This is a genomic window from Nigerium massiliense (genome assembly GCF_000826085.1).
Classification (GTDB): domain Bacteria; phylum Actinomycetota; class Actinomycetes; order Propionibacteriales; family Propionibacteriaceae; genus Propioniciclava; species Propioniciclava massiliense.
In genome coordinates this window covers 1,002,380-1,026,731 of sequence record NZ_CCYM01000002.1, presented here as the reverse complement: position 1 = coordinate 1,026,731, position 24,352 = coordinate 1,002,380, and the positions used below count along the sequence as shown (strand labels likewise).

The window sequence follows — 24,352 nt, the reverse complement described above, 5'->3', positions numbered from 1 at the left end:
ACGCCCTGAGGACGAACAGATCGAAGGCCGGCCGCGGCGTCCAGGGGCGCTACAGGGACAGATTCAGCGGGTTGCCCAGGGAACGGGCGACCTCACGCAGTGCAGCGACGAGGACGCGCGCCTCGTCGTCGGACAGATCCGAGCGGAGCTTCGTCACGCTCACCGCCAGGTGCGGGGCGCGGACGCCGCGGGTGGGCACGTTCACGGCCAGCCCGCAGACGCGCTCGGAGATCTCCTCGTTGTCGAAGCCGTAGTCCTGTGCGCGAATGATCTCGAGGTCGGCGAGCAGGTCGTCCACGGTGCGCAGGCTGTTCTTGGCCAGCTGGGGCAGCTCGCCGATGCCGTGGTAGAGCCGCTTGACCTCGTGATCCTCGAACCGGGACAGCAGCACCTTGCCCTGCGCGGTGGTCGAGGCGGGGAGCCGGTCGCCGATGCTGGCGGTGAACCGGATGGCGGGGCGTCCCTCGTACCGGGCCAGCACCAGGGTGTCGATGCCGGCGAGCACGGACAACCGGACGGTCTCGGACTTCAGCACCTCGGACGCCGCGCACAGATCGTAGAACTCGCGCACCTGATCGACGCTCGCCAGGTAGGAGCCGCCCAACTCGACGAGCCGGCGCCCGAGCGTATAGCCCGCGCCTTCGCGCGCGATCAACCCACCGAGTTCGAGCGCGGAACAGATGGAGCTCGTGGACGACTTCGGGACACCCAGAGCGCGGCTGAGGTCGCTGAGCGTCATCACCCCGTCGGGGGCGTCCGCCAGAGCGTCGAGCACCCCGACGGCACGCACGACCGCCGGAGCCGCACCGGACGGCGTGACGTCGGTTCCACCACGAGCAGGGGACATGGGCTGCATGCTATCGGTATACGACGAGCTGTCACGCGGCCCGGGTCAGTGCTGCGGCGCTGGCGCGAGGGCGTCCTCCTCCGGGGCGGCTCCCAGCCCGTTGTTGACGGCCCAGGCCACGGCCTGGCTGCGGCGGGACACCCCGATCTTGCGGTAGGCCGCACGGATGTACGACTTCACCGAGTTGATCGACAGATTCAGCCGGTCGGCGATCTCCTGGTTCGACCACCCGCGCGCGATCGCGGTCACGATGGACGCCTCGCGCGGCGTCAGCCTCTCGACGAACGGGACCTGCACGGCGTCCTCGGAACCGAACAGGGAGCGATCGACGACGCGCTCCCCGGCAACGATGCTGCGCATCGAGGACGCCAGCTCCACCCCGGCCACCTTCTTCGACAGGTAGCCGTTGGCCCCCTGCAGCAGCACCGACTCGACGAACGCGGGCGACGCCGACCAGGAGTAGGCAGCGACGCGCCGGACGCCCCGGTCGGCCGCCAGCTGCGGCACCCGGTGCCGCGGGTTCCCGCGCTCGTCCAACGGGTCGTAGAGCACGATGTCGACGGCGACCCCCGGCGCGTACTCCGCCATGATGAGCCCCAAGCTGTCGTTGGCGCACAGTGCCCGCAGCCCCGCGAGAACGAGGGGGGATTCGTCCACGGCGGCGACCGAGATCGGGTTTAACCTCTTAGGCTGCAGCGATACACCCTTGGGAGCCATTTGATTCACCCCTGAAGGATAGCCGATGGGGGGAGTCGTCCTCCCCACCGCGAACTCGACCGGCGGCGTTCCTTCCCGGGTCACGGGGCCTTAGGCTGCAGCCCTGACAGCGCCGATCGTCCGGTGGGAGGAAACAATGAGCGCATCCACGCACGCTGCTGGCACGGTCGACCTCAACGCTGACCTCGGCGAATCCCTGGGCACGTGGACGATGGGCGACGACGCGGCGATGCTCGACGTCGTCACGAGCGCCAACATCGCCTGCGGCTTCCACGCGGGCGACCCCCTCACCACCCGTCGCACGGTCGCCGACGCGGCCGCCCGCGGCATCGCCGTCGGCGCCCACCCGTCCTACCGCGACCTCGTCGGCTTCGGACGCCGCGTCATGGACTACGCCCCCGACGAACTCGCCGCCGACGTGCTGTACCAACTCGGCGCGCTCGAAGGCATCTGCCGGGCCGCCGGCACCGAGGTGGCCTACGTCAAGCCGCACGGCGCCCTCTACAACCGCATCGTGGCCGACCGGGCGCAGGCAGCCGCCGTCGTCGAAGCGGTCGTCGCGTTCAAGCCGGGGCTGGCGGTGCTGGGCCTGCCCGGCTCGGCGTTCCTTGAGGTGGCCGCCGAGGCGGGCCTGCGTCCGGTGCGCGAGGCCTTCGTCGACCGGGCCTACAACCCCGACGGGACGCTCGTGTCGCGGCGGCTGCCCGGCGCGGTTCTCCACGAGCCGGACGCCGTCGCCGCCCGGGTTCTTCGGCTGGCGCGGACCGGGCTCCTGACCGCCGCGGACGGCACCGACATCGAGCTCGGCGCCGATTCCTTGTGCATCCACGGCGATTCGCCCGGCGCGGTCGCCATGGCGCGGGAGGTGCGGGCCACGCTGGTGGACGCCGGCGTCCGGCTCGCGCCGTTCGCGGGATGAGCGCGCTGCTGCCCTGCGGGGAGCGGGCGGTGCTGATCGAACTGGCCGACCTCGACGAGGTGCTCGCCCTCGACGGGATCATCCGCGCCCTGGCCGAGGAGGGGTCGGCGCCGTGGTCGGCGATCGAGGACGTCGTCCCCGCCGCGCTCACCGTGCTGGTCACCGTCCGGTCGGCGGCCGCGCTGCCCGGGGTGCGGGAGGGCCTCGCGTCCCTGCTCGGCGCCCAGGCCCTGCAGCGCGCGCTCCTGCCGTCGACCCGCCGCGCCGCCGAGACGGACGCCATCGAGATCCCGGTCGTCTACGACGGGCCCGACCTCGACGAGGTCGCGCGGCTCACGCGGCTGAGCGTCGACGACGTCATCGCCGCGCACACGTCTCGCCCCTGGCGTGTCGCGTTCGGCGGCTTCGCCCCGGGCTTCTCCTACTTGGTCGACGGGGACCCGCGCCTGCAGGTGCCCCGCCGCGACGAGCCGCGCACGACCGTCCCGGCCGGCGCGGTCGGGCTGGCGGGCGCGTTCAGCGGCATCTACCCCCGCTCCTCCCCCGGCGGGTGGCAGCTACTCGGCCACACCGACACCGTGCTGTGGGACGCCGACCGCGAGCCCCCGGCGCTGCTCCAACCGGGCGCGCACGTCCGCTTCGTCCGCGCGGACTCCCCCGACGACCGCGCACCCTCTGCCGACCCCGCCGTCCGCGGCGGACCCGCACGACCCCACCCCGATGCGCCCCTCGTGACCGGCCGCGCAGTCGAGGTCGTCGCCACCGGACCGCTGGCGCTCCTGCAGGACCTCGGGCGTCCGGGCTACGGCGCCGTGGGCGTCACGCGCTCCGGCGCCGCGGACCGCGCCGCGCATGCGCTGGCGAACCGGCTGGTCGGCAACCCCGACGACCGGGCGACGATCGAGGGCACGTTCGGCGGACTGACGCTGCGCGCGTCCGGGCACCTGCACGTCGCGGTGACGGGCGCGCCATCCCCGGTGAGCGTCGACGGCGTCCCGGCCCCGGTCAACGCGCCGTTCTACCTGCCCCCCGGCGCGACGCTCAAGCTGGGGCTCCCGGCCGCCGGGCTGCGCAGCTACCTCGCCGTGGCCGGCGGGTTCGACGTGCCGCAGGTGCTGGGGTCGCGCAGCACGGACACGATGTCAGGGCTCGGGCCGGCGAAGCTGACGGTCGGAGCCCTCCTGCCGATCGGGGACGGCCCGCTCGACCCGACCTCGGTGGACTCCGCGCCGGCCAGCGCCCCGACGAACGAACCGCTCGTGCTCGACGTGGTCCCCGGCCCGCGGGACGCCTGGCTGGCCGACCTCCACCGCCTCGCCGAGACGACCTGGACGGTGTCGCAGCGCAGCGACCGCGTCGGCGTCCGGCTGGAGGGCGAGCCCCTGCAGCGCGCTCCGGAGCACGAGGGCCGCGAGCTGCAGAGCGAGGGCGTGGTGCGCGGCTCGATCCAAGTGCCGAGCAACGGGCAGCCGGTGATCTTCCTCGCCGACCACCCCGTGACGGGCGGCTACCCGGTCGCGGCCGTCGTCGCCGACGCGGATACCGACCGGCTCGCGCAGGCGCGTCCGGGGCAGCAGGTCAGGCTACGGCTGCGCTGATCACGCGGACGGCGAAGCTGATCAGGAAGTAGACCACCGCCCCCACCGAGACGAGCCACAGCACCCAAACCGCCACGCCGGGCCAGCGGGCCGGCCAGCCGAGCGCGTGGGCGTAGAGCCGCAGGTAGCGCGGGGACGCGGTGGCGAGCGGGCCGTGCCGGCGGCGTCCGCGTTCGCCGTCGAGGACGGTGACGGCGTCCACGAAGCGCCTCGACGCGCGCCAGGCCAGCGCCGCCGTCGCGAGCGCGGCGACGCCGAGGAACGACAGGTTGCCGTCCGCGACGGTCAGCAGGACGAAGGCGGCCGTGCCCAGCGGGACGAGCACCGCGCACACGAGGGCGCCGCGGGCGTCCGCCCGATCGGGGACGCCGTCGCGCGCCTGGGGCGTCGAAGTCTCGGTGGCCATCGTCGTTCTCCCTTCGGCTCGGCCCCCGCGCGGAGGGTGCGCGGTCGTCGACTGAGCGGCAGCCTACGGTCCGGTGTCGCGAACCGTGTCGCGACGCACGGGGCCACCGCGCGCTCGGCTGACTAAGCTGCCCCCATGAGCGAAGATTTCGCAGCGGCGATCGCCAACGGCGAGCAGCCCCTCCAGGAGTTCCACGACGCCAACAACCCGCTGTTGGGCGACCCCGAAACCGAGGGCAACCCCGACCTGGAGTTCGACGACGACGCCTCCGGCAACGACGACGACGTCGACGCCGACTACGCGAACTCCGACATCCAGAACTAGGCCGACCCGGCCGCCGGCCCCGGCGCGGGTGGCCCCCGGCCGGCCAGACGAGGAGGTCGCACCATGCGCGCACTCACCGAGGACGAGATCCGGGCGAGCTTCATCAACCACGACCACCCCGAGCGCATCCCCATGCCGTGGTGGCTCGACGCGACGCTGTGGGACACCCTCGACTACCTGGGCTGGATCGACCCGGCGTCCCCGACGAACGCCTACATCGTCGCCGAATCGCACCCGGGCCTGGCCCAGATCCTCTCCGGCGACAAGGGCCGCCCCGGTGACCTGGCCGGCGTCGCCCTGCGGCTGCCGAAGTCGCGTCCGCTACGGGGCCGGCGCGGGCTGTGCAATCTGTGCCGCACCCAGCACCGCGGGGTGGACGCCGTGATGATGGTCGCACCCCGCGCCGGTGAGGCCGGCCGGAACTACAACACGGTCGGGACGTACATCTGCGCCGACCTGGCGTGCTCGCTGTACATCCGCCGGCTGCGCCGGGCCACCGGAGGCGGGTTCATGCCCGAGACCATCGACGAGGAGCGCCGCGTCGGGCGCCTGCGCACGAACCTCGACTCGTTCATCGAACGCGTCGCCGCCTGAGGGCACCGACCCCGCGCGCTGTAGCCAACCAACGCCGACCGAGCACTGATCGCGGGCATAACGGGATTATCCTGCCACCAGCTTCGGGCCCTCCCGCCAGCCGGCCACGAATGCGCTTGTCAGAGCGATTTGTCTCGGGTGGCCGAAAATCTAGTGGCAGGATAATCCCGTTATGCTTCGGGACCCTCCCCCGAACGCAGCGCGAACTGGCGCACGGTCGCCATGGTGTCCACGTCGTCGGGTCCCAGATCGTCGCGATAGCGCAGCAGGCGCGCGAACCGCAGCGCCAGGCCGCCCGGGTACCGCGTCGAGCGCTGCAGCCCGTCGAAGGCGATCTCGACGACCTGCTCGGGACGCAGGTAGACGGTGTAGCCGTCGCGGCGCTCCTCCAGCTCGAGGAACCGTTCGGTCTGCCAGGCCAGCATCTCGTCGGTCATGCCCTTGAACGTCTTGCCGAGCATCACCCAGGCGCCGGTCTCGTCGTCGCGCGCGCCCAGGTGGATGTTCGACAGCTTCCCGCGCCGGCGTCCGCCGCCCCACTCCACGGCGAGAACGATCAGGTCGAGCGTGTGCACCGGCTTGACCTTCACCCAGCCTGCGCCGCGGCGTCCGGCGTCGTAGGGGGCGTCGAGGTTCTTCACGACGACACCCTCGTGGCCCTGGGCCAGGACGTGCTCGTTGAACGCCTCGGCGACGGCCGACAGGTCGGTGACGGTGCGCTCGATCATGAACCGTGCGGGGGTGCGCTCGGCCAGCAGCGCGGACCGTTCGCGCAACGGCAGGTCGACCAGCGAGCGACCGTCGAGGTAGAGCAGGTCGAAGAACCACGGCGTCAGGGCGCCCTCGTCGACGTCGCTCACCTCGGGCGGGGCGGCCGTCCGGGTCGCGCCGCGGGACGCCGTGTCCTGGAAGGCGGCCGGACGTCCGGATCCCTCGAGCAGCAGCGCCTCGCCGTCCAGGATCGCCGTGGTCGCGTCGATGGCGCGGACGGCGTCCACCACCCCGGGCAGCCGCGCAGTGAGGTCGTCCAGGGAGCGGCTGAACACCCGAACGTCGTCGCCGTCCTTGTGCGCCTGCACCCGGATGCCGTCCAGCTTGGCCTCGACCGCCACGTCCCCGCCGCGGGGCGCGACCTTCGCCATCGCCTCCCCGACGGTCTTCGCCGAGGACGCCAGCATGGGCCGCACCCCCGCGCCCACCTTGAGGTCGTAACGGCTCAGCGCGTCGGCGCCGCCGGTGAGCGCGGCCTCGGCGATCAGCGGCGTGGAGCCGGCCATCATCGCGGCGCGCCGCACCAGGGGGCCGGGGACGCCGGCCGCCTCGGCCACCGCGTCCAGCAGGACGCCATCGAGCGCGCCCTGACGCAGCTCCCCGGTCAACAGGCCGACCAGGTAGCGCTGCTCGCCGGGCGTGGCACGGCTCAGCAGGCCCTCGAGCAGTTCGCTGCGGCGCTTCTGCGACCCCGCGCCGGACGCCTCGGCCATGGCCTGCAGGGCGGCGTCCACCTCACCGATCGTCAGCGAAGGCTCGGCCGCCGCCGGGGGGAGCACCTGCAGCGAGCGCCAGCCCACCCCGGTGCGTCGCTGCCGCAGGGTGCCGCCGAGGTAGTGGGCCGCCAACTCGATCTCGCCCGGTCCGGCCTGACGCAGCGCGGTCGCCATCGCGGATGTCTTGCGCAACCGGGACGCGGTCTTGGTGACCTCCGCCGAGGCCGTCGCGAGATCGTTCAGCAGCATGGCCCCATCGTGGCAGACGCGACGCGGCCGCCGAGGGTGTTCGCCGCCCCGGCAGACGCGCGCGGGTTTTGTGCGTTCCTCGTCGGCTAAGCGCAGCCCGAGGTTCGCCGCCCCGGCAGACGCGCGCGGGTTTTGTCGGTGGCCGGGGCTAGGGTTCCGGACGTGATGAATGCTCAGGCCCGCGATTGGCGGCCCACGTGGCCGTGCCCGGTCGGTCAGGTCTGGGCGCACTGGCGCCGCGGTTCCGGCGACCCCACCTACCGCGTCGACGACGCCGGACGCCACTGGCGCGGCCTGCGCACCCCGTGCGGACCGGCGACGCTGCTCGTGCACGAACGGCCCGCGGAGGGCCTCGTCCGGGCGAAGGCGTGGGGCGAGGGGGCGGCCTGGGCGCTGGAGAACCTGCCCGCGATGCTCGGCGCCGGCGACGACCTCACCGGGTTCGAGCCGCGTCACGCGGCGCTCGCCCAGGCGGCGCACCGCAAGCCGCACTGGCGCGTCGGCACCGGGGGCTGCGTCCTCGACGCGCTCGTCCCGGCGATCATCGAGCAGAAGGTCACGGGCCAGGAGGCGTTCAGCGGCTTCCGGCGCTTGGTCTACCGGTTCGGCGAGCCCGCGCCCGGCCCGACCGAGCAGGTGCGCCTGTTCGTGCAGCCGGACGCCGCGGCGCTACGCCGCATCGCCTCCTGGGATTGGCTCCAGCTCGGCATCGACGGCGCCCGCTCGGCGACGGTGCTGCGCGCGGCTCGGGTGGCCGACGCGCTCGACCGCACCATCGGGCTGCCCCACGACGAGGCGGATCGCCGCCTGCGCTCCCTGCCCGGCATCGGCATCTGGACATCGGCCGAGACGCGCTGCCGCGCCCACGGCGACCCCGACGCGGTCGCGTTCGGCGACTATCACGTCGCCCGCAACATCGGCTGGGCGCTCATCGGCGTCGAGCTCGACGACGACGGGCTGGCCGAGCTGCTCGAGCCCTACCGCGGGCACCGCTACCGCGTGCAGAGACTCCTCGAACTCACGGGCCAGAACCACCCGCGCCACGGCGCCCGCATGGCCCCGCGCACGCACCTGCCGGTGCGCGGCGGGCGCTACCGCGGCTCCCGTTCGGCGGCGCGGTCGGCCTGAGCGTCCGACCTCGCACCCGGGGCGGCCGGCCGCTGCGGTGACGGCTCCGCGCGGGCGTCCGGGGAGCGTCGACGGCCAGGACTGCCCCGAGCAGGCCGTCGCCCGGGGGTCAGTCCTGCTGGTAGACCTTGCGGGCCACGACCAGGCCGATGATCGAGAGCACGGCGACGATCATGTACCAGAACGACGGCGCCAGGTTGCTTCCGGTGAGCGCGATCAGCGTCTCCAATGCGAGCGGAGCAAGGCCACCGAACAGGGTCACCGCGATGTTGTACGACAGCGACATGCCGGTGGTGCGGATGCTGACCGGGAAGAACGACGACATCAGGCTGGGCAGCGGCGCGAAGTAGGCCGTCATCACCAGGCCCACGACCACCTGCACGATCGTCAGCGTCGGCACCGACGGGTTCGCCACCAGGAAGCTGAACATCGGGTAGATCACCAGCAGGCCGACGATCGCGGCGGGCAGCATGATCGGGATGCGCCCCACCCGGTCGGCGAGCTTCCCGACGAACGGCGACAACCCGAACATGATGACGCCGCTGATGAACGAGCCCAGATAGCCCGACCAGCTCGGCAGGTGCAGGTGCGTCATGGCGAACGACGGCATGTAGCTCAGGAAGTACACCGAGATCGTGGCGACCCCCACGCAGGCGACTGCAGCCAGCACCCGCGGGAAGTGGTGCTTGAACGTCTCGCCCAGGGGCGCCGACTCGGTCTCGTGCGCGTTCTCGGCGGCCTGGTACTCGGGGGTGTCGTCCATGTGCTGGCGGATGTACCAGCCGACCGGCGCGATCAGCAGCCCGAAGAAGAACGGGACGCGCCACCCCCAGGCGAGCAGGTCGGCGGCCGGCAGCAGCGTGTTCAGCGTGTAGCCGAAGGCTGCGGCCAGGAACATCGAGATGCCCTGGGTGGCGACCTGCCAGCTGGCGTAGAAGGACTTGCGGTCGGCGGCGTTCTCGGTGAGGAAGGCCGTCGAGGAGCCGAACTCGCCGCCGGCGGAGAGGCCCTGCAGGATGCGGGCGACCATCAGCACCAGCGGCGCCACGATGGGGCCCACCACCGCGGCCGGCGGTGCGGCCGCCAGGACGAGCAGGCCGATCGTCATCAGGGCGATCGTCAGCGTCATCGCGGCCTTGCGGCCGTGGGTGTCGCCGTAGCTGCCGATGATCAGCGCGCCCACCGGCCGCACGAGGTACGTGACGAAGAACGTCAGGAAGACCAGGATGAGGCCAAGTGCCCCCTCCTTGCTCTGCGCCGGAAAGAAGTTCTGGCTGATCGGCACGGCGAAGAAGCCGAAGACGATGACGTCGAACCATTCCAGGGCGTTGCCCAAGGACGTCGCGACGACCGCCTTGCGGGCCCGGCCGCGCTGCTCCGGCGTCAGGTGGTGAGCCGTGTCGGTGGTGGCCATGCGGTCAGCCTTCGCTGAGATGGGAGATGAGGCGTCCGACGAACTCCTCGCACGCCGCCAGCTGATCGACCGCCACGAACTCGTCGGGCTTGTGCGCCTGGGCGATGTCACCGGGGCCGCAGACGACGCAGTTGATGCCGCCGCGGGTGTAGATGCCGGCCTCGGTGCCGTAGGTGACCTTGTCGTCGCTGACGGCCAGGCCCAGTTCCTGCCCGAGCTCGACGATGTCGGCGTCCACGCTCTGATCGAGACCGATGCTGGACGACAACACCACCACGTCGACGGAGGCCGCCTCGTTCTCGGCCTTCATCCGCTTCTCGATGTCTGCGCAGACACCGCGCAGGGCCTCGATCTCGGCGGCGTCGTCGGTGGCTCCGATCGCCCGGAACTCCATCGTGACGACACAACGGCCGGCGACGATGTTCTGCGCGGTGCCGCCGTCGATGCGGTTCACCGAGCCGGTGGTGTAGGTGATCGGGTAGGCCTCATCGTAGGGCCCCTCGTCGCGCCAGCGGTCCGCCCGCTCGCGCCAGTACCGGACGACCTCGGCGCCGTACTCGATCGCGTTGACGCCCTCGGCGGTCAAGGACGAGTGCGCGGGCACGCCGGTGAGCGTCACCTCGATGACGTTGACGGACTTGTGCCCGCGGATCATCCGCATCGAGCTGGGCTCGCCCACGAAGCCGACGCTGGGGACGCGTCCGGCGGCGGTCAGGGAGTCGACGAACGGCTGGGCGCCCCGACAACCCAACTCTTCGTCGTAGGTGTAGCCGAAGTGCAGCGGCCGGCTCAGTTCCGCCCGGGTCGCCTGCTCCATGGCGGCGGTGATCACCGCGAGGAAGCCCTTCATGTCGGCGGTGCCGCGGCCGTACAGCAGGCCGTCGCGCTCCTCGACGGTGAAGGGGTCGGACGCCCAGTCCTGGCCGTCGACCGGGACGCAATCGGTGTGCCCGGCCAGCATGACGCCCCCGTCGGTCGACCCCGACTTGTCGGGGACGCTGACGATCATGTTCGACCGCTGCCCGTCCTCGGTGGGGAAGATCAGCGGCTCAAGACCGAGCGAACGAGCATGGTCGGCGACGAGGTCGATCACCCCCCGGTTCGAGTCGCGGCTGGTGGAGTCGATGGCGATCAGCTTCGTGAGCCACTCGCGAACGGGCGATGACAAGGTCGAAGAGGTCATGGGGTCCTTTATACGGCCCGGCGGCGGTCCCCGCGGTCCCTGGCCGAAGGGTGGGCGCGTCGTCGCTGACCGCCGGAGCCTCAGCGGCGTCCCGTAAGGCGTACCACAAGGCGCTCGGAACCCTCCACCGTCAGGACGCCCCCGGCGATCCTCAGCGCGTTGGCGACGAATCCGGCGCACAGGGCTTCCAGCAGGGAAGCGTCGCAGGAGTCGAGGTCGACGGCCACGTCCGGATCGGGCGGCATCGACCAGCGAAGCATCCCACCGGGCAGCACGTCCAGGTGCATGATCGCTCCGTCGACGCGCCGGACGCTCAGGCCGTCGGTGGCCGGGTAGACCTGGACGCCGTCGGTGCCGGCCAGCCGGCGGGCCACCGCGTCCAGAGCGGGCCGGACTCCCACGGGTCAGAAGCTCGCCGCGGTGTCGTGGCTGACCGGCGTGCCGGCGGCGTGGACAGGTTCGACGCCGAAGTACAGGTGGAGGCGGGGCGTCTTGCCGCGGCTCTCCTTGGAATGCACCTCGAAGTCGATCCCGCGGAACCGGTGTCCGCTGACCGGCAGCCACTGCTCGAAGAAGTAGTCGCGGGCCTCGCGGATCGCGGGCGGCCAGGCGCGGCCCAGCTTGGGCCGCACGACCAGATGGGCGAACAGCCCCGACTCGATCCACACCCGCTCGAGGTCGGGGATCATGGCCTCCCCGCCGACGAAGACGCGGAACTCGTCGTCGGGGCAGTGGGTGTCGCCTTCGGTGACGACGTAGCTCCTGGCGGACGTCTCGTCGAGCGGCTCGCCGAGCATGTCGGCGTAGAGGTCCTCCATCGCGGTGACGTCGCGACGCGCGAGCTTGGCGTTCGTCTCGCGGCGCAGGCCGAAAACGGGGAAACCGTGCATCAGTTCCACGAGATCGATCTCGCGCACCATCGAGACTCCCCCCTCACGTTGCTTTTGTCCACGATCGTCCAGCCTGGTCACCGGCGAGACAAGCCAACACTACGGAGGGCTCAAGCGTCACCCATTCACGGGATTGACAAAAAAGATCATCTGCGGTGGCCCGATCGCCAGCAACTGCGCGTCGACTAGGGATAGGCCCGCGCGACTTTTTCATGAACTTCCCAGAAACGATCGAGGGCCATCGGGGACGCGCGCAGGGCCGCCGACAGGTACAGCAGGTGCACGTGCCAGCCCACCCGATAGCCGGACGCGAGCTCACCCAGGCCCCGGTGGGTGAGCGTGAGCGTCGTGCCGCCCTCGCCCTCGGCGTCCAGGGTGACCTCGACGCGGGACATCGGCTCGTCCGGGAAGGACCACGTCAGCTCCAGCGCCGAGCCGGGCTCCGCGGTCAGCACCCGGCTCTCACTGCGCTGGCCGTCCCCGTGGTCGATGACGACGGTCTCCCCCAGGGCGACCTCGCCGCTGACGACGGCACCGAGCCACCGGCGCAGCCAAACGCGGTCGGTGAGCCCGTCCCACACCAGGTCGGCCGGGGCGCCGAACCGCCAGCGGACGCGACAGCCGTCGGCGTCCACGGCGCTGTTCACGATCGGCACGGTCCCTCCTCCTTCGATTTCGATGTGCGTGGAGGTTACCTACGCGGGCTACCATCACCCCCGGGTTCGCACGCCGGCCGGTGTCGCGGCCCCACTGCCCCATAACTTCTCACACGTTCCGCCCGGAATCGCCACGGCGGCCGGGTCCCGTGGGGTCGCCATCCGCCATCGTTGCACGAGGAGTCTTGCCATGCCCTGCACGCTCGCCCGAGCTCTCGCGGCCGCCGCCGTCGGCGTCGGGCTGCTGAACGGTTGCACGACGGGCGCCCTTTTCCCGGTCCGGACGCAGGCGGCGTCGCAGTACGCCGACCGGCTCAACCAGGCATTCCGTTCGGATTCCGGCCAGGTCCGCTACCACCTGTTCCCCGCCGCCAACGCGCGCGGGCTGATCGTCCAGTTCCACGGCGACGGGGCCTACGAGTTCGACCACCCCCAGTCGGACTACAGCCTCGGCGGGCCCCGGGGCATCGTCGCCGTCGCCCGTAGCCACGGCTACGCGACGCTGGTGATCCGCACGCCGGACGACGACACGGACACCTGGTGGAAGAAAGGCCGGGCGAACGTCCCGGTGGCGATGGACCTGATCAACCGCACGAAGAAGGACCTCGGTCTCACCGAGACGTGGCTGGTCGGATACTCCGGCGGCAGCCAGTTCATCACCCAGTACCTGCTCCCCACGCACCCGGAGCTGATGGCCTCGGGCGGCGCGGTCATGTTCGGCGGCGGGGGTGCCCCCCGGCGCGACATCACCCTGCCCGCGGACGCCGCCAAGGGCTACCCGATGACCTGGTACACCGGCGCCGAGGACGACGGCACGAAGAGCGAGGACGGCTACGACGCCCGAGACGACGCGGTCCGCGGACGGCGTTGGTACGAGGCGCACGCCGCGCGGACGAGGGCCGAGTCCCCCGCGGGCGTCAGCCACGATCTGACCGGGCGCTTCGGCCCCATCCTCGACGGGCTTCTCCCGAAGCGCTGAGCCGGAGATCCCGACCTCCCCGGGCGTTCCACGCCGCCTTGCCCCGCTCTGCGACCCGCGGGCGTCCGATCGGGGACACCGCTGTCCCCCGCAGGGGTGACTGATCGTGCACCTACAGGCCGCAGGGGCGCAACGATTGCCACGTTAAGACCCTCGGAGCCATAGGGTTACCGAAGCGAGACATCCGGTCAGGGGGGCCACATGACAGTGCGTATCCAGGCAAGCGCCGACGTGGACGAGACCGCCGTCCTGGCCGAGGGGGTCACCGTCTGGCACCTCGCGCAGATCCGCGACGGCGCGCGGCTCGGCGAGAACTGCATCATCGGACGCGGCGCCTATGTGGGCTCCGGCGTCACGATGGGGCGCAACTGCAAGCTGCAGAACTACGCGCTCGTCTACGAGCCCGCCGTGCTGGAGGACGGCGTCTTCGTCGGCCCCGCCGCGGTGTTCACCAACGACCACAACCCCCGCTCCGTGACCCCGGACGCGCAGCTGAAGCGCGGCGACGACTGGGAGGCCGTCGGCGTCACGTGCCGCGAGGGGTCCTCCATCGGGGCGCGCGCCGTGTGCGTCGCGCCCGTCACCATCGGGCGCTGGGCCATGGTCGCGGCGGGGGCCGTCGTGACCAAGGACGTGCCCGACTTCGCGCTCGTCGCGGGCGTCCCGGCACGCCGCATCGGGTGGGTGGGCCGCACGGGCGTCCGCCTACAGCCGGACGGCGACGGCCAGTGGGTGTGCCCCGAGACGGGCGACCGCTACCGCGAAGCTGACGACCACCTTGAGGAGACCGCATCATGACCGACTTCATCCCCCCGGCAAAGCCGCTGATCGGCGATGAGGAGGTGGACGCCGTCTCGGCCGTGCTGCGCTCCGGCATGCTCGCCCAGGGCACCGAGGTCGCCGACTTCGAGCGCGAGTTCGCCCAGACGTTCGCGCTGAACCGACCCTGCGTGGCCGTCAACTCCGGAACGAGCGGCCTGCACCTGGGGTTGCTCGCGGCGGGCGTCGGCCCGGGCCAGGAGGTCATCGTCCCGAGCTTCACCTTCGCCGCCACCGCCAACGCCGTCGCGCTCACCGGGGCCAAGCCGGTGTTCGCCGACATCGACCCGGTGAGCTTCAACCTCGACCCGGCGTCCGTCGCCGAGCGCGTCACCGACAAGACCGTCGGCATCATGCCCGTCCACCTCTACGGCCACCCCGCGGCGATGCCCGAGCTGGAGGCGATCGCCGACGAGCACGGACTGCAGCTGTTCGAGGACGCCGCGCAGGCCCACGGCGCGACGCTGGACGGCCGCCCGGTGGGCACGTGGGGCACGTTCGCGATGTTCTCGCTCTACCCCACCAAGAACATGACCGCGGGCGAGGGCGGCATGGTCTCCTGCGCCGACGGCGACATCGAGCGCACCCTGCAGTTGCTGCGCAACCAGGGCATGTTGCGGCAGTACCACAACGAGATGATCGGCTTCAATTGCCGTATGACGAACGTCCACGCGGCGATCGGACGCGTCCAGCTCACGAAGGTCCTCGGCTGGAACGAGCGGCGCCGTGAGAACGCCGCGTTCCTCAGCGAGCACCTGGAGGGCGTCGGAACGCCCCAGACCAAGCCGGGCGCCGTCCACGTGTTCCACCAGTACACGATCCGCGTCGCCGACGACCGGGACGGGCTCGCCGCCGCGTTGAAGGACCAGTACCAGATCGGCTCGGGCGCGTTCTACCCCGTGCCGGTGCACCAGCTCGCGCCGTTCGCCGACGACACCGCGCTGCCGGAGACCGAGAAGGCCGCCGCCGAGTGCCTGTCGCTGCCGGTGCACCCGAGCGTGGGGCGTCCCGAGCTGGAGCGCATCGTCGAGGCCGTCAACGCGCTCGCGGCAGCGGGCGCCTGAGAGACGCGGAACAGGACCAAGGGGGACACGATGGTTCCGAACGCGGGGGACTCGCTGAGCCGGGCGTCCGGGGAGCGGCTGCTGGGCACGTTCGTCGTGCCCTGCTTCCGCGAGGAGGCGACGGTGGGGCGCACGCTGCGCGTCCTGGACGAGCTGGCGCAGCAGAAGTCGCAGCTGGACTGGGAGATCATCGTCATCGACGACGGCTCCGACGACGACACGTCGGGCGGGACCACCCGGGCGGCCGCTGAGATCTGCACGCCCGTGCGGCTGCTCCGGCACCGCCGCAACGCGGGCCTGGGCGCGGGGATGCGCACCGGCATCCAGGCGTCCCTGGGCGACGTGGTGTTGGCGGTCGACTGCGATCTGAGCTACGGCGTCGACGACATCGGACGCCTCATCGACGCCTGGCTGGTCAGCCGGCCGCACATCGTCATCGCCTCGCCCTACATGGACGGCGGCGCCACCGAACGCGTGCCGCACGCCCTCGAGGTGCGCAGCCGCGCGGCGAACCGGTTCCTCAACTTCGCCGCCTACCACGACGTGAAGACGCTCACCGGTATGGTGCGCGCCTACGACGGGCCGTTCATCCGGTCGCTGTCGCTGAAGGCCGAGGGCGCCGACGTGATGGTCGAGATCATCTACAAGGCGCAGATCCTGCGGGCCCGCATCGAGGAGATCCCGGCGACGCTGTCGTGGGCGGGCCTGGAGACGCGGGTGACCCGCGGGTCGCTGACCAGCACGACGAGCCGGCTGACGACGTACCGCCAGCTGATCAACGGCTACCTGTGGCGCGCCTACTGGGTGCCGCTGATCCCGGGGCTCTTCTTCGGGCTGCTCGCGCTCATCCTGACGCTCGGCGGGCACCTGGGCTGGCACGGGCTGACGGTGGCGTCCGCGGTGCTGTTCGTGTGCCTGATCACGATGTCGCTGATGAGCCTGCAGAACAAGCGCTACTTCGAGGAGCTGTACAACCTCGGGTTCGGGCTGAAGCGTGTCGCGGGCGTCGAGCCGGTGCGCACGCCGGTCGTCGCCGAGGACGTCGACCAGCCGCGCGTGGTGCATCCCGGACGTCCCGAGTGGACGGGGGCGAAGCAGGGCTCCGCCCAGCATGTGCAGGCGGAGGTCATCGATCCCGCGCCGACCAACGGCCTGTCCGCCGACGAGCGCCGGGACATCGACGACGCCATCGGCACCGCCGGCCGCGGCCCGGACGAGGCGCCGCGCGGCTGAAGCCCCGCGACCGAGACCTGACGCCCAGTCGATCGGGCGTCCTCAGCGGGGCTTGACCGCGACGAAGGTGACGAGGTCGTCCAACGGGTACGGGACGCCGACGCGCGACCCCACGCGGCGCAGGGCGTCGCCGAGGCGTCCGTCCGGGAGCGCCTGCCCGGCGACGGTCGCGAGGCTCACGATCTTGGGGCTGCGGCGCCACGACACCAGCCGCAGGCCGGCGTCCTGCAGCCAGGGCCTGATGCCGGCCTCGGTGAACAGCCAGAGCACGGACGGCGGGCTGAGTTGCTGCCAGCGGCGCCCCGCGATCCGCGCCGTCCGGGACGCGGCGTCCCACGTCTCGCACACCACGACCCCGCCGGGCCGCAGCAGGGCGGACGCCCGCGCGAGCGCGTCCGCGGCGTCCGGGACGTGTTCGAGCACCTGGAAGAAGCAGACCGCGTCGAAGGGGTCGTCCACGGCGTAGGCGGCGAGGTCGCTCTCGACGCGGAAGCCGCGGGCGCGGGCGCGCTCGGCCGCCCAGGACGACAGCTCGACCGCGGAGGCGTCCCAGCCGCGCTTGGCGGCCTCGTCGAGGAAGAACCCGGTGGCGGCGCCGACGTCGACGATGCGGCCTCGCTGGGCCGCCGGCGTCCCGGTGCGGTGCAGCGCGTCGGCCACCCGCCCGAGGCGCGTGCGGGCGGTGCGCCGGTGCCACGGCTCGTCGGCCTCGTAGTCGGTGTAGCCGGCGCGCGCGCCTCCGTCGACGAAGTAACCCCGGTCGTAGGGCTCGGCGGCGATCGGCGCAGGATCGATGCGGCCGTTGCCGCACTGGCTGCACATCAGGTAGCGGTAGCCGTCCTCGCCGGCGGGCGTGAGCACGGTGTAGCCCGCGCGGTGGCAGGCCGTACAGGCAACGTCGATGGTCATGGGTCCCCCTCCCATTGCCCGAAAGGGTAGTGCGCGCGAGGTCACCGGGGGGAGGGGGCACCGTCCTCCCGTGGGTGACGCCGGCGGAGGTACCCGGGTGGTTCGGCGCGGACGGTTGCTCGCAACGGACGCCCCGCGTCACGCCGCGTCGTGTGCGGCAGCCTCCAGCCGGACGAGCCGCCAGGCCCCGAGCAGCGTCAGGCAGATGCCGGCCACCACCAGCGGGCCGGTACCGGGCTTGGGCGTCTCGCCGAGCAGGGCCAGGCCGATGATCGTGGGCGCCACCGTGCTCATCAGGTACATCGCCCCGAGCGCGGTGACGTTGTGCCCGGTGGCCAGACCCTTCGTGAGGTGCACCTGCCCCACCGCCAGCCCCAGCGGGATCAACGCGGCGTGCAGCCAGTCCGCGCCCGACCAGGTCCAGAACTGCCAGAACGCCCCGTCCGGACGCGCCGCGAGCAGCCGGGCGGCGACCGCGCCCACCCCGAAGCCCAACCCGGAGAACAGCCCCGAGACGGCCGCCGACCACGTCGCCAACGCCGCGGCCCCGCCGAGCACGAGGAGCACCACCAGCAACGGCACCGTCGCGGGATGCACGAACGCCGTCGGCCCCGGCTCGGTCGCCAACGACAGCAGGATGAGCCCCGCGATCATCGCGCCGATGGCGACGGCGTCCAGCACGGTCAGCCGGTGCACGCCCAGGATCTGGCCGAGCACGGCGGTCACGGCGAGCGCGGCGATGACGCACGACTGCACGAAGAGCAGCGGCAACTCCTGCCGCGCGAAGAAGGTCAGGATGAAGCCGCAGCCCTGCAGCGCGGTCCCCCACCACCACGCGGACGAGCGCAGCGCGCCCTCCTCGGACGCCGATCCGACCGACAGCCGGACGCCGGCCATGCCGTAGGACAGGATGCCGATGGCCAGCAACACCACGCTCAGGGTGAAGGTCATCGGACGGGGTCCCTCGCTTCGTTCACCGGCTCAGTATCGCCGAGCCCGGGGCAGCCGGCGCTACCCGTGATCCACCCGCACCGCGGGCGGCGCCTCAGCGTCGGCGTCCTTCGTCGCGGGGTCGTGCATGGAGAAGGCCAGCCCGAAGGTGCCGATCAGCGCACCGGCGCCGCCGACGACCATCGCCCAACCGAAGCCCGGACGCGGGGACTCGCCGAGCAGCGCGATGCCGACCGCAGCCGGGACGCAGATCTCCACGAGGTACATGGCCGCCAGCACCGGCGCCGCCTCCGCGTGCCCGAGCGCGCGGGTGACGTGGGCCTGTCCCAGCACGATCGACCCGACGGTGAGGACGCCGGCGAGCCACGACTGCCACGGCAGTTCCCAGAAGATCCACGGCGGGTGCGCGGCGTCGCCCATCACCAGGCGGGCGCCGATAGCGCCGATCGAGTACCCCCAGCCGGCCACCGCCCCGGAGACGATCGCAGGCATCCGCACGGCCCACAGCGCGCCGGACACCACGACCCCGATGCCGAGCAACCACAGGTGCGCTGGCGCCAAGGCCACCGACGGACCGGGCAGGGTCGCGGAGGCGATGAGACCGAGGCACACCACGACGAGCGCGATCTGGCCGACCATGCGGGCGGTCATCTTCCGGGCGCCGGTGACGTGCTGGTAGACGACGGTGACGACAAGGCTGGCCGCCGAGACCGCCTGCACGATGAGCAGCGGCAGGGAGCGCCGGGCGAAGAGCGTGAACAGGAAGCCGGCGGCCTGCAGGACGGTCCCGGTCCACCAGTCGCGGGAACGCAGCGCGCCGCCCTCGTCGCTGGAGCCGCTGTGCAGCTTGCCGCCGGCGATGCCGTAGGCGAGGACGCCCGCGACCAACAGCGCGGCGCTGAACCAGATCACGACGCCGTCGCCGGCGGCCAGCGGCGGTTGATCTCGGCGGCGATCGCGGCGCTCGCGCTCCCGTCACCGTAGGGCAACGGGCGGCTCGCCAGGTCGGCGGCCCAGGCGTCGGCGTCGTCCCAGGCCTGCAGGAACGCGGCGGTCGGGTCGGCGTCCCCGAGCAGGCGGCACCACCCGTCCAGCAGTTCGGGACGTTCGGTGCTGTCGCGCACCACCATCAGCGGACGCCGGAACAGGCAGGCTTCCTCCTGGACGCCGCCGGAGTCGGACACGATCAGCCCCGCGGACGCCTCGAGCGCGATGAACGCCTTGGGCGGCAGGGGCGCGATGACGCGGACGTCCCCGAGCCGCTCCCCGAGACCCCAGCGCTCGACATTCTTGGCGGTGTGCGGGTGCAGCGGCAGCAGGACGGTCGTCCGCCCCGCCAGAGCGCCGAGGGCGACGACGATGCGCGTCAGCGCGGCCTCGTCGTCCACGGTGCCGGCACGGTGCAGCGTCGCCAAGACGTAGCGGCCCTTCTCGACGTCGTGCTCGGCCAGGGTCGCGGCCGCCTCCTGTGGGGTGGCCGCGAGCGTCGCCATCGCGTCGGCGAGGGTGTTGCCCGTGACCAGGACGCGGCCGGGCGCCACGCCCTCGCTCGCGAGCTGGGAAGCGTTGGCCTCCAGCGGCGCGCAGCACAGGTCGGCGACGGCGTCGGTGAGGATGCGGTTGATCTCCTCGGGCATGCGGCGGTCGTGGCTGCGCAGTCCAGCCTCGACGTGCACCAGCGGGGTGTTCAGCGAGGTCGCGGCGAGGGCGCCCGCCAGCGTCGAGTTGGTGTCGCCCTGCACGACCACGGCACGCGCCGGGTGCTCGGTGAGGTAGCGGGTGATCTCGGTGGTGGCCACCCCGATCTGCTCGCCGCGGCTGCGTCCGCCGACGCTGATGTGCGCGTCGACGTCGACCCCGGCCAGGTCGGCCAGCACGTTGTGCCACATCTCCTTGTCGTAGTGCTGACCGGTGTGGATCACGCGGCCCGCGTCGCCGAGTTCGCGGATGAGACCCGCGAGCTTGATCGCCTCGGGCCTGGTGCCGACGATCAGCGCGATCTGCTCGGCGTCCCTGGGCTCACTCACGGCCGCGGTTGAGGACGTCGATGTGCCGCTCGGCGGTGGCCCGCAGCGCGGTCGCCCGGGCGTGCTCGGCGAGGTTCAGCACGGTGTAGTGCGCCTTCATCTCGGTGAGGATCAGGTCGAGCACCTCGCGCTTGCGCGCCAGCGACAGGTTCATGCCCGGGAAGAACTGCAGGCCCGGCGCGTCGCCGGCGTCCAGCAGGTCGAGCGGGTGCAGCAGCAGGCTCGGCTCGGTCCCGGTCAGGCGGCAGGCGGTCAGCGAGGCCTTCACGTAGGCCTTCGCCACAGGCATCGAGTACCCGGACAGGTAGATGACGTAGCTGGCGTGCATCGGGACGCGCGCCATCGGGAACACCGTGACGGGGATCTCGGTCAGCATGATCGGACGCCCGTCGTTGCCGGCCGCCTTCCAGGCGAAGCCCTTGTTCGGCAGCGCGACGTCGGACAGCGCGCCGAACAGGCCCTTGCGCTGCTCACGCTCCTCGGCGGTGAGGTCCTTGTTGGTGCGCAGGTAGTACTGGCGGGCCAGCGGGCCGATCCAGGTGGCCAGCACCGACGCGTCGTAGTCGTAGTCGAGCTCGACGAGCGCGCGCATCAGGTCGGGCGACATCGAGAATCCCGGCGCCCGGAAGCCGCGGGGCTTGGGCGCGCCGGCCGCGACGATGGCGTCCTCGGTGCGCTTGAGCTCGTCGCGCAGCTGCTGCGGGCTGTACAGGTGCAGCCAGGGCTCGTGTTCGAAGGAGTGGTTGCCGACCTCGCAGCCCATCTCGAGCAGCGCGGAGACGAAGTCGGGGCCGTCCGCCGCGGCGGCGTCCGAACCGACGACCATGACGCTGGGCTTGATCTGGTGGGCGGAGAAGAACTCCTGCATGCGCCCGGCCAGCGCCATCAGGTAGGACGGACGGTCCACCCAGTCGGCGTCTCCGTGCGTGCGCTTGTACGACCACAGGTTGTCGGCGTCGAGCGAAACGCTCGCGACCGCTTGACGGTTCTTCACCACTGCCCCCCAGGGTGTGTTCTCATTTGTTGGTGTTGCTCGGATCGTGGGCGCCGGCCATGGCGGCGCTCGCCTCGTCGGCCATGCTGAGGGAACCCTCGACGTTGAGTGTTCCCGTCCGGTTCTGCGCCGTGCTCACGACGACGACGCCGGGCACGCTCGTGACGAACGGCAGCGGCGGGTCGGCCTTGGGCAGCGGCAGCGGGACGACGTAGCGGGCCTTGTTGACGGCCCGGGCGAGCACGCGTCCGGTGTAGTGCGGGAAGCACTCCTGCATCGCGGCGAACAGCCGGTCGGCCAGGACGTCGTCGTCCTCGTCGAACCACGGGTCGTCGGACGCGCAGTAGTGCGGCAGGTAGACCAGGTAGCCGCCGCCGGTGTATCGCGGCCCCAGCAGGGCGTGCATGCCGATGACGCCGGTCAGCCCGACGTCGTCGGTCAGGTAGGTGATGTAGGAGTCGTTCGGCGGGGTGTCGAGCAGGTAGACCCCGCACACGACCCCGAGGTACGGCGAGGACGTCAGCTGCGCCCTCTCGCGCGGGGTCAGCTGCGGGACGAGCTTGGTGGTGACCGGGCCCGGGGTGGTGAGGACGACCTGGTCGGCCGTGAGCTCGGAGCCGTCCTCGAGCGTCACCGTGACGGTGGTGGCCTCGCCCGTCCCCTCGGAGCGCACGTTCGTGACGGCCGTGCCCGTGCGGAACTCCCCTCCACGGGCCTCGACACGGGCGCGCATCGCGGAGACGATCGGCGCGTAGCCCCGCGGGAGGACGCCGAAGCGGTCCCCCGCGCCCTTCAGCCGGGCCTGGATGAGCCGGCGGAACGTGGAGACGATGAGCGTCGCCGAGACCTGGTCGGCCTGGGTACCGAGCTTGGCCCGCAGGATGGGGCCCCAGAAGTTCTTGTACGCGCTCTTGCCCGCCAGCCGACGCAACAGGGACGCCGAGGTCATCGTGTCGGCGAGCCTGAGGGGCAGGGCCAGGGACGCCGCCCCCGAAAAGCCGATGCGCAGCCGATCGGCCAGCTTCAGTGCGGGCAGCATGGCCATCTGGACGATGCTGGACGCCGGGTACTGCTGGCCGTCGCTGACGAGTTCCGCGGGAGCGGACGTAAAGATGACGCGGCCCCCGAGCCCGAGGTCGTCCAGGAGCGCGCGGACGGTGGCGTCCGACTCCATGATCACGTGGTAGAACCGGTCGACCTCGACCGGGCCCTCGGGCGACTCGAGCGTCTGCGTGCTGGTAAGACCGCCGACCTCACTTCGACCCTCGACGAGGGTGACCTTCTGGCCCCTGTCGAGCGCGTTCAGCGCCACTCTGAGACCGCTGACACCTGCGCCGACCACAACGAGCTCACGCCCCGCGTCTGCCACGTCTTCGTCTCCCGTCTGGCCGCGATCAGAGTCAGTCTCTGCCTCCCCTGACTATATTGAGCCAGCGATGCAACGCGGAAACAGCATCGCATGCGCATGCGTCCCGCTGTCTCGTCCGACAACCCCCGCGACTGCGTGTGTGATGCCTGCGTCGCGGAGGACAGGGCGCGGCCAGGCAACCCCGGCCGCGCCAATGGAGCGATGAACATTGTGTAAGGCGCTCCCGATGAAACCGACGTTCGTGAGATGTGCGACGAGGTGTGAGCCGTCTGCTGACCTCGGCTAGCCAGAAGCTCCACCCGCAAGACCCCGCACACCATTCCCAATCTGAATTTGTCTCTTGGGTGCCATCAGCGTGACGGTAATCGCCAGCAGGAGAACCACCACCGCTAGGGCCATATCGATCAAGTCCGCGGCCAAGCGAGAGACGCCCAGCAGATCCATCGAAACCTTGTGCAGGTGCAGAATCGGAAGTAGGGACGCGGTCGCGAAGGCCAGGGTGGCGGGACTCCGATGGCCTCTCCACCACGCCAACGCCCCCGCCGCAGGAGCCAGCAAAAAGACCATGTCGTAATCCAAGTGCACTGGCAGCAAGAGGATCGGCGGAACCATCAGGCCGCACACCAGATCCCAGGATGGTCTTCCTCTCCATATGAAGACGCAGACACCCAGGAAGATTGCCGCTGCCCCAAGCGTCAGGGCGGTCGGTGGTTCCGTGCCGGTGACGCGCGTGAACAGGCCCGCCGCGTCGGTTCTAAACATGTACGGGCTCAAGAGACCCGTGGGGGCCGCCGGCGAGGTCGCATGCTGGATCACTCGGACGATGGAATCGATGAACCCGACCACCCCTCCAGCCGCCTTGATACACATGCCGAGAGGCGCAGCCGAGGCGACGACCGTCATGACGACCGTTCGCCACACCGCGTCCCACCGACGCATCATGAGCACGACGACAACGATCGGCACACCAAACTGTGGTTTGAACATCGCGATCGACAGCCCCACAGCCGCCATCCATGGATTTCCGCCGCCCGGTTTACGCATCTCACGAACCGCCAGAGCGAACCCGAAGAACACGATGAACGACGACGTCAACCACCGCGTCGGGCTCCAGACGAGAAGCCAGAGGAAGAGCAACCCGGAAATAAGGTAGCTGCGCCTCCACGCCCATTGGACAAGCCAAACCGACAGGAGGGCAAGCAGTGCGGTGCACACGACAAGGTAGATGGTCGCGCCCACCTCAATCGGGAGCGGACCCAGCGCCAAGGAAATGAGCAACCACGACGGCGTATAGGGGTCAAATTCCTGCGCCCAGGGATGGGCGGCGAGATAGGGAAGAGGATCATAGGGATTGCCGCCGCTCCACAGGTAGCGACCGGGGACCACGACGAGGTCGCGGTAATCAAGGAGGAGGTTTCCCTGGACCCGCCAATCCATCCCCCAGGGATAGTGCCGCGGCACCCAGCGGCTGATCTGGAATCCCGCGAAGGCGAGCCCGAGCGCCCACACCACAGCGGCTGCCGGGCGGAGGCACTGCTGGAACTGGCGACCCCGAGGGTGTCCGGTCGAGACTGTGGAGGCCATGACCTCACTCT

25 protein-coding genes are annotated in these 24,352 nt (G+C 71.4%); 9 read left to right on the top strand and 16 right to left on the bottom strand.

What is annotated here, in order from left to right; genetic code table 11:
* Positions 1-49: 49 nt before the first annotated feature.
* Both BN1187_RS06200 and BN1187_RS06195 read right to left on the bottom strand, forming a co-directional pair.
* Positions 50-847, bottom strand: a complete 798-nt coding sequence (locus BN1187_RS06200; RefSeq protein WP_072041973.1) for an IclR family transcriptional regulator — start codon at positions 845-847, stop codon at positions 50-52.
* 45 nt (positions 848-892) lie between these two features.
* Positions 893-1,504: a response regulator transcription factor gene (locus tag BN1187_RS06195; RefSeq protein WP_052462369.1), complete on the bottom strand. Its 612-nt coding sequence runs from the start codon at positions 1,502-1,504 to the stop codon at positions 893-895.
* A gap of 196 nt (positions 1,505-1,700) precedes the next feature.
* On the opposite strand from BN1187_RS06195, the gene BN1187_RS06190 reads away from it, so the two are divergent.
* Together BN1187_RS06190 and BN1187_RS06185 are read left to right on the top strand one after the other, a co-directional pair.
* Positions 1,701-2,483 (top strand): LamB/YcsF family protein, encoded by a 783-nt coding sequence (locus BN1187_RS06190; RefSeq protein ID WP_040159555.1) that lies wholly within the window; start codon positions 1,701-1,703, stop codon positions 2,481-2,483.
* A complete protein-coding gene (locus tag BN1187_RS06185) occupies positions 2,480-4,081 on the top strand; it encodes a 5-oxoprolinase subunit B/C family protein (protein ID WP_052462368.1) in 1,602 nt (533 codons plus the stop codon). The genes BN1187_RS06190 and BN1187_RS06185 overlap by 4 nt, the downstream gene beginning before the upstream one ends.
* Here BN1187_RS06185 and BN1187_RS06180 read toward each other — a convergent pair.
* On the bottom strand, positions 4,062-4,487 hold the full coding sequence (locus BN1187_RS06180; RefSeq protein WP_040159553.1) for a hypothetical protein: 426 nt from the start codon (positions 4,485-4,487) through the stop codon (positions 4,062-4,064). The genes BN1187_RS06185 and BN1187_RS06180 overlap by 20 nt on opposite strands.
* Before the next feature lie 135 nt (positions 4,488-4,622).
* On the opposite strand from BN1187_RS06180, the gene BN1187_RS06175 reads away from it, so the two are divergent.
* Entirely contained in the window at positions 4,623-4,811 is a 189-nt protein-coding gene (locus BN1187_RS06175) for a hypothetical protein (RefSeq protein ID WP_040159551.1), read from the top strand.
* Between the two features lie 63 nt (positions 4,812-4,874).
* On the top strand, positions 4,875-5,405 hold the full coding sequence (locus tag BN1187_RS06170; RefSeq protein WP_040159550.1) for an FBP domain-containing protein: 531 nt from the start codon (positions 4,875-4,877) through the stop codon (positions 5,403-5,405).
* A 170-nt stretch (positions 5,406-5,575) separates the two neighbouring features.
* On the opposite strand, the gene BN1187_RS06165 is transcribed toward BN1187_RS06170, so the two are convergent.
* Entirely contained in the window at positions 5,576-7,141 is a 1,566-nt protein-coding gene (locus BN1187_RS06165; protein ID WP_040159548.1) for an ATP-dependent DNA ligase, read from the bottom strand.
* 165 nt (positions 7,142-7,306) lie between these two features.
* On the opposite strand from BN1187_RS06165, the gene BN1187_RS14605 reads away from it, so the two are divergent.
* The gene (locus BN1187_RS14605; protein ID WP_040160205.1) at positions 7,307-8,269 is read left to right on the top strand and encodes a DNA-3-methyladenine glycosylase family protein; all 963 of its coding nucleotides are present in this window, start codon (positions 7,307-7,309) and stop codon (positions 8,267-8,269) included.
* A 109-nt stretch (positions 8,270-8,378) separates the two neighbouring features.
* Here the strand turns inward: BN1187_RS14605 and BN1187_RS06155 are convergent, their stop codons facing one another.
* The 5 genes from BN1187_RS06155 to BN1187_RS06135 form a co-directional block, all read right to left on the bottom strand.
* Positions 8,379-9,683, bottom strand: a complete 1,305-nt coding sequence (locus BN1187_RS06155) for an MFS transporter (protein ID WP_040159545.1) — start codon at positions 9,681-9,683, stop codon at positions 8,379-8,381.
* Between the two features lie 4 nt (positions 9,684-9,687).
* Complete coding sequence (argE, locus tag BN1187_RS06150) at positions 9,688-10,866, bottom strand: acetylornithine deacetylase (RefSeq protein WP_040159543.1); 1,179 nt, start codon at positions 10,864-10,866, stop codon at positions 9,688-9,690.
* Positions 10,867-10,946: 80 nt separating this feature from the next.
* A complete protein-coding gene (locus tag BN1187_RS06145) occupies positions 10,947-11,267 on the bottom strand; it encodes a hypothetical protein (RefSeq protein WP_147675082.1) in 321 nt (106 codons plus the stop codon).
* Positions 11,268-11,270: 3 nt separating this feature from the next.
* On the bottom strand, positions 11,271-11,786 hold the full coding sequence (locus BN1187_RS06140) for a GyrI-like domain-containing protein (RefSeq protein ID WP_040159539.1): 516 nt from the start codon (positions 11,784-11,786) through the stop codon (positions 11,271-11,273).
* 155 nt (positions 11,787-11,941) lie between these two features.
* A complete protein-coding gene (locus BN1187_RS06135; RefSeq protein WP_052462367.1) occupies positions 11,942-12,412 on the bottom strand; it encodes an SRPBCC domain-containing protein in 471 nt (156 codons plus the stop codon).
* 190 nt (positions 12,413-12,602) lie between these two features.
* Between BN1187_RS06135 and BN1187_RS06130 the strand changes: the two genes are divergently transcribed.
* From BN1187_RS06130 to BN1187_RS06115, 4 genes are all read left to right on the top strand, one after another.
* The gene (locus tag BN1187_RS06130) at positions 12,603-13,391 is read left to right on the top strand and encodes a hypothetical protein (protein WP_052462366.1); all 789 of its coding nucleotides are present in this window, start codon (positions 12,603-12,605) and stop codon (positions 13,389-13,391) included.
* 201 nt (positions 13,392-13,592) lie between these two features.
* On the top strand, positions 13,593-14,189 hold the full coding sequence (locus tag BN1187_RS06125; RefSeq protein WP_040159537.1) for an acyltransferase: 597 nt from the start codon (positions 13,593-13,595) through the stop codon (positions 14,187-14,189).
* Positions 14,183-15,274 carry a DegT/DnrJ/EryC1/StrS family aminotransferase gene (locus BN1187_RS06120; protein WP_218184598.1) on the top strand — a complete coding sequence of 364 codons (1,092 nt, stop codon included), beginning with the start codon at positions 14,183-14,185 and terminating at the stop codon, positions 15,272-15,274. The genes BN1187_RS06125 and BN1187_RS06120 overlap by 7 nt, the downstream gene beginning before the upstream one ends.
* A gap of 30 nt (positions 15,275-15,304) precedes the next feature.
* Positions 15,305-16,507: a glycosyltransferase family 2 protein gene (locus BN1187_RS06115; protein WP_040159533.1), complete on the top strand. Its 1,203-nt coding sequence runs from the start codon at positions 15,305-15,307 to the stop codon at positions 16,505-16,507.
* A gap of 42 nt (positions 16,508-16,549) precedes the next feature.
* Here BN1187_RS06115 and BN1187_RS06110 read toward each other — a convergent pair whose 3' ends face one another.
* The 7 genes from BN1187_RS06110 to BN1187_RS06080 form a co-directional block, all read right to left on the bottom strand.
* Positions 16,550-17,416 carry a class I SAM-dependent methyltransferase gene (locus tag BN1187_RS06110; RefSeq protein ID WP_040159531.1) on the bottom strand — a complete coding sequence of 289 codons (867 nt, stop codon included), beginning with the start codon at positions 17,414-17,416 and terminating at the stop codon, positions 16,550-16,552.
* Between the two features lie 138 nt (positions 17,417-17,554).
* The gene (locus tag BN1187_RS06105; RefSeq protein ID WP_040159529.1) at positions 17,555-18,367 is read right to left on the bottom strand and encodes a hypothetical protein; all 813 of its coding nucleotides are present in this window, start codon (positions 18,365-18,367) and stop codon (positions 17,555-17,557) included.
* A gap of 60 nt (positions 18,368-18,427) precedes the next feature.
* Positions 18,428-19,279 (bottom strand): hypothetical protein, encoded by an 852-nt coding sequence (locus BN1187_RS06100; RefSeq protein ID WP_052462365.1) that lies wholly within the window; start codon positions 19,277-19,279, stop codon positions 18,428-18,430.
* On the bottom strand, positions 19,276-20,394 hold the full coding sequence (gene wecB / locus BN1187_RS06095; protein WP_052462364.1) for a non-hydrolyzing UDP-N-acetylglucosamine 2-epimerase: 1,119 nt from the start codon (positions 20,392-20,394) through the stop codon (positions 19,276-19,278). Before wecB ends, BN1187_RS06100 begins: the two co-directional genes overlap by 4 nt.
* Positions 20,387-21,388: a polysaccharide deacetylase family protein gene (locus tag BN1187_RS06090; protein ID WP_040160193.1), complete on the bottom strand. Its 1,002-nt coding sequence runs from the start codon at positions 21,386-21,388 to the stop codon at positions 20,387-20,389. Before BN1187_RS06090 ends, wecB begins: the two co-directional genes overlap by 8 nt.
* Positions 21,389-21,410: 22 nt before the next feature.
* The gene (locus BN1187_RS06085) at positions 21,411-22,730 is read right to left on the bottom strand and encodes an FAD-dependent oxidoreductase (RefSeq protein ID WP_072041971.1); all 1,320 of its coding nucleotides are present in this window, start codon (positions 22,728-22,730) and stop codon (positions 21,411-21,413) included.
* A gap of 309 nt (positions 22,731-23,039) precedes the next feature.
* Positions 23,040-24,341, bottom strand: coding sequence for a DUF2029 domain-containing protein (locus BN1187_RS06080; protein ID WP_040159525.1), 1,302 nt, complete (start codon positions 24,339-24,341; stop codon positions 23,040-23,042).
* Between the last annotated feature and the right edge of the window lie 11 nt (positions 24,342-24,352).

Excerpts from the sequence above, each read along its gene's own strand:
- BN1187_RS06200 (WP_072041973.1), bottom strand. The coding sequence starts at position 847 with ATGTCCCCTGCTCGTGGTGGAACCGACGTCACGCCGTCCGGTGCGGCT.
- BN1187_RS06190 (WP_040159555.1), top strand. The coding sequence starts at position 1,701 with ATGAGCGCATCCACGCACGCTGCTGGCACGGTCGACCTCAACGCTGAC.
- BN1187_RS06185 (WP_052462368.1), top strand. The coding sequence starts at position 2,480 with ATGAGCGCGCTGCTGCCCTGCGGGGAGCGGGCGGTGCTGATCGAACTG.
- BN1187_RS06180 (WP_040159553.1), bottom strand. The coding sequence starts at position 4,487 with ATGGCCACCGAGACTTCGACGCCCCAGGCGCGCGACGGCGTCCCCGAT.
- BN1187_RS06175 (WP_040159551.1), top strand. The coding sequence starts at position 4,623 with ATGAGCGAAGATTTCGCAGCGGCGATCGCCAACGGCGAGCAGCCCCTC.
- BN1187_RS06170 (WP_040159550.1), top strand. The coding sequence starts at position 4,875 with ATGCGCGCACTCACCGAGGACGAGATCCGGGCGAGCTTCATCAACCAC.
- BN1187_RS06165 (WP_040159548.1), bottom strand. The coding sequence starts at position 7,141 with ATGCTGCTGAACGATCTCGCGACGGCCTCGGCGGAGGTCACCAAGACC.
- BN1187_RS14605 (WP_040160205.1), top strand. The coding sequence starts at position 7,307 with ATGAATGCTCAGGCCCGCGATTGGCGGCCCACGTGGCCGTGCCCGGTC.
- BN1187_RS06155 (WP_040159545.1), bottom strand. The coding sequence starts at position 9,683 with ATGGCCACCACCGACACGGCTCACCACCTGACGCCGGAGCAGCGCGGC.
- argE (WP_040159543.1), bottom strand. The coding sequence starts at position 10,866 with ATGACCTCTTCGACCTTGTCATCGCCCGTTCGCGAGTGGCTCACGAAG.
- BN1187_RS06140 (WP_040159539.1), bottom strand. The coding sequence starts at position 11,786 with ATGGTGCGCGAGATCGATCTCGTGGAACTGATGCACGGTTTCCCCGTT.
- BN1187_RS06130 (WP_052462366.1), top strand. The coding sequence starts at position 12,603 with ATGCCCTGCACGCTCGCCCGAGCTCTCGCGGCCGCCGCCGTCGGCGTC.
- BN1187_RS06125 (WP_040159537.1), top strand. The coding sequence starts at position 13,593 with ATGACAGTGCGTATCCAGGCAAGCGCCGACGTGGACGAGACCGCCGTC.
- BN1187_RS06115 (WP_040159533.1), top strand. The coding sequence starts at position 15,305 with ATGGTTCCGAACGCGGGGGACTCGCTGAGCCGGGCGTCCGGGGAGCGG.
- BN1187_RS06110 (WP_040159531.1), bottom strand. The coding sequence starts at position 17,416 with ATGACCATCGACGTTGCCTGTACGGCCTGCCACCGCGCGGGCTACACC.
- BN1187_RS06105 (WP_040159529.1), bottom strand. The coding sequence starts at position 18,367 with ATGACCTTCACCCTGAGCGTGGTGTTGCTGGCCATCGGCATCCTGTCC.
- BN1187_RS06080 (WP_040159525.1), bottom strand. The coding sequence starts at position 24,341 with ATGGCCTCCACAGTCTCGACCGGACACCCTCGGGGTCGCCAGTTCCAG.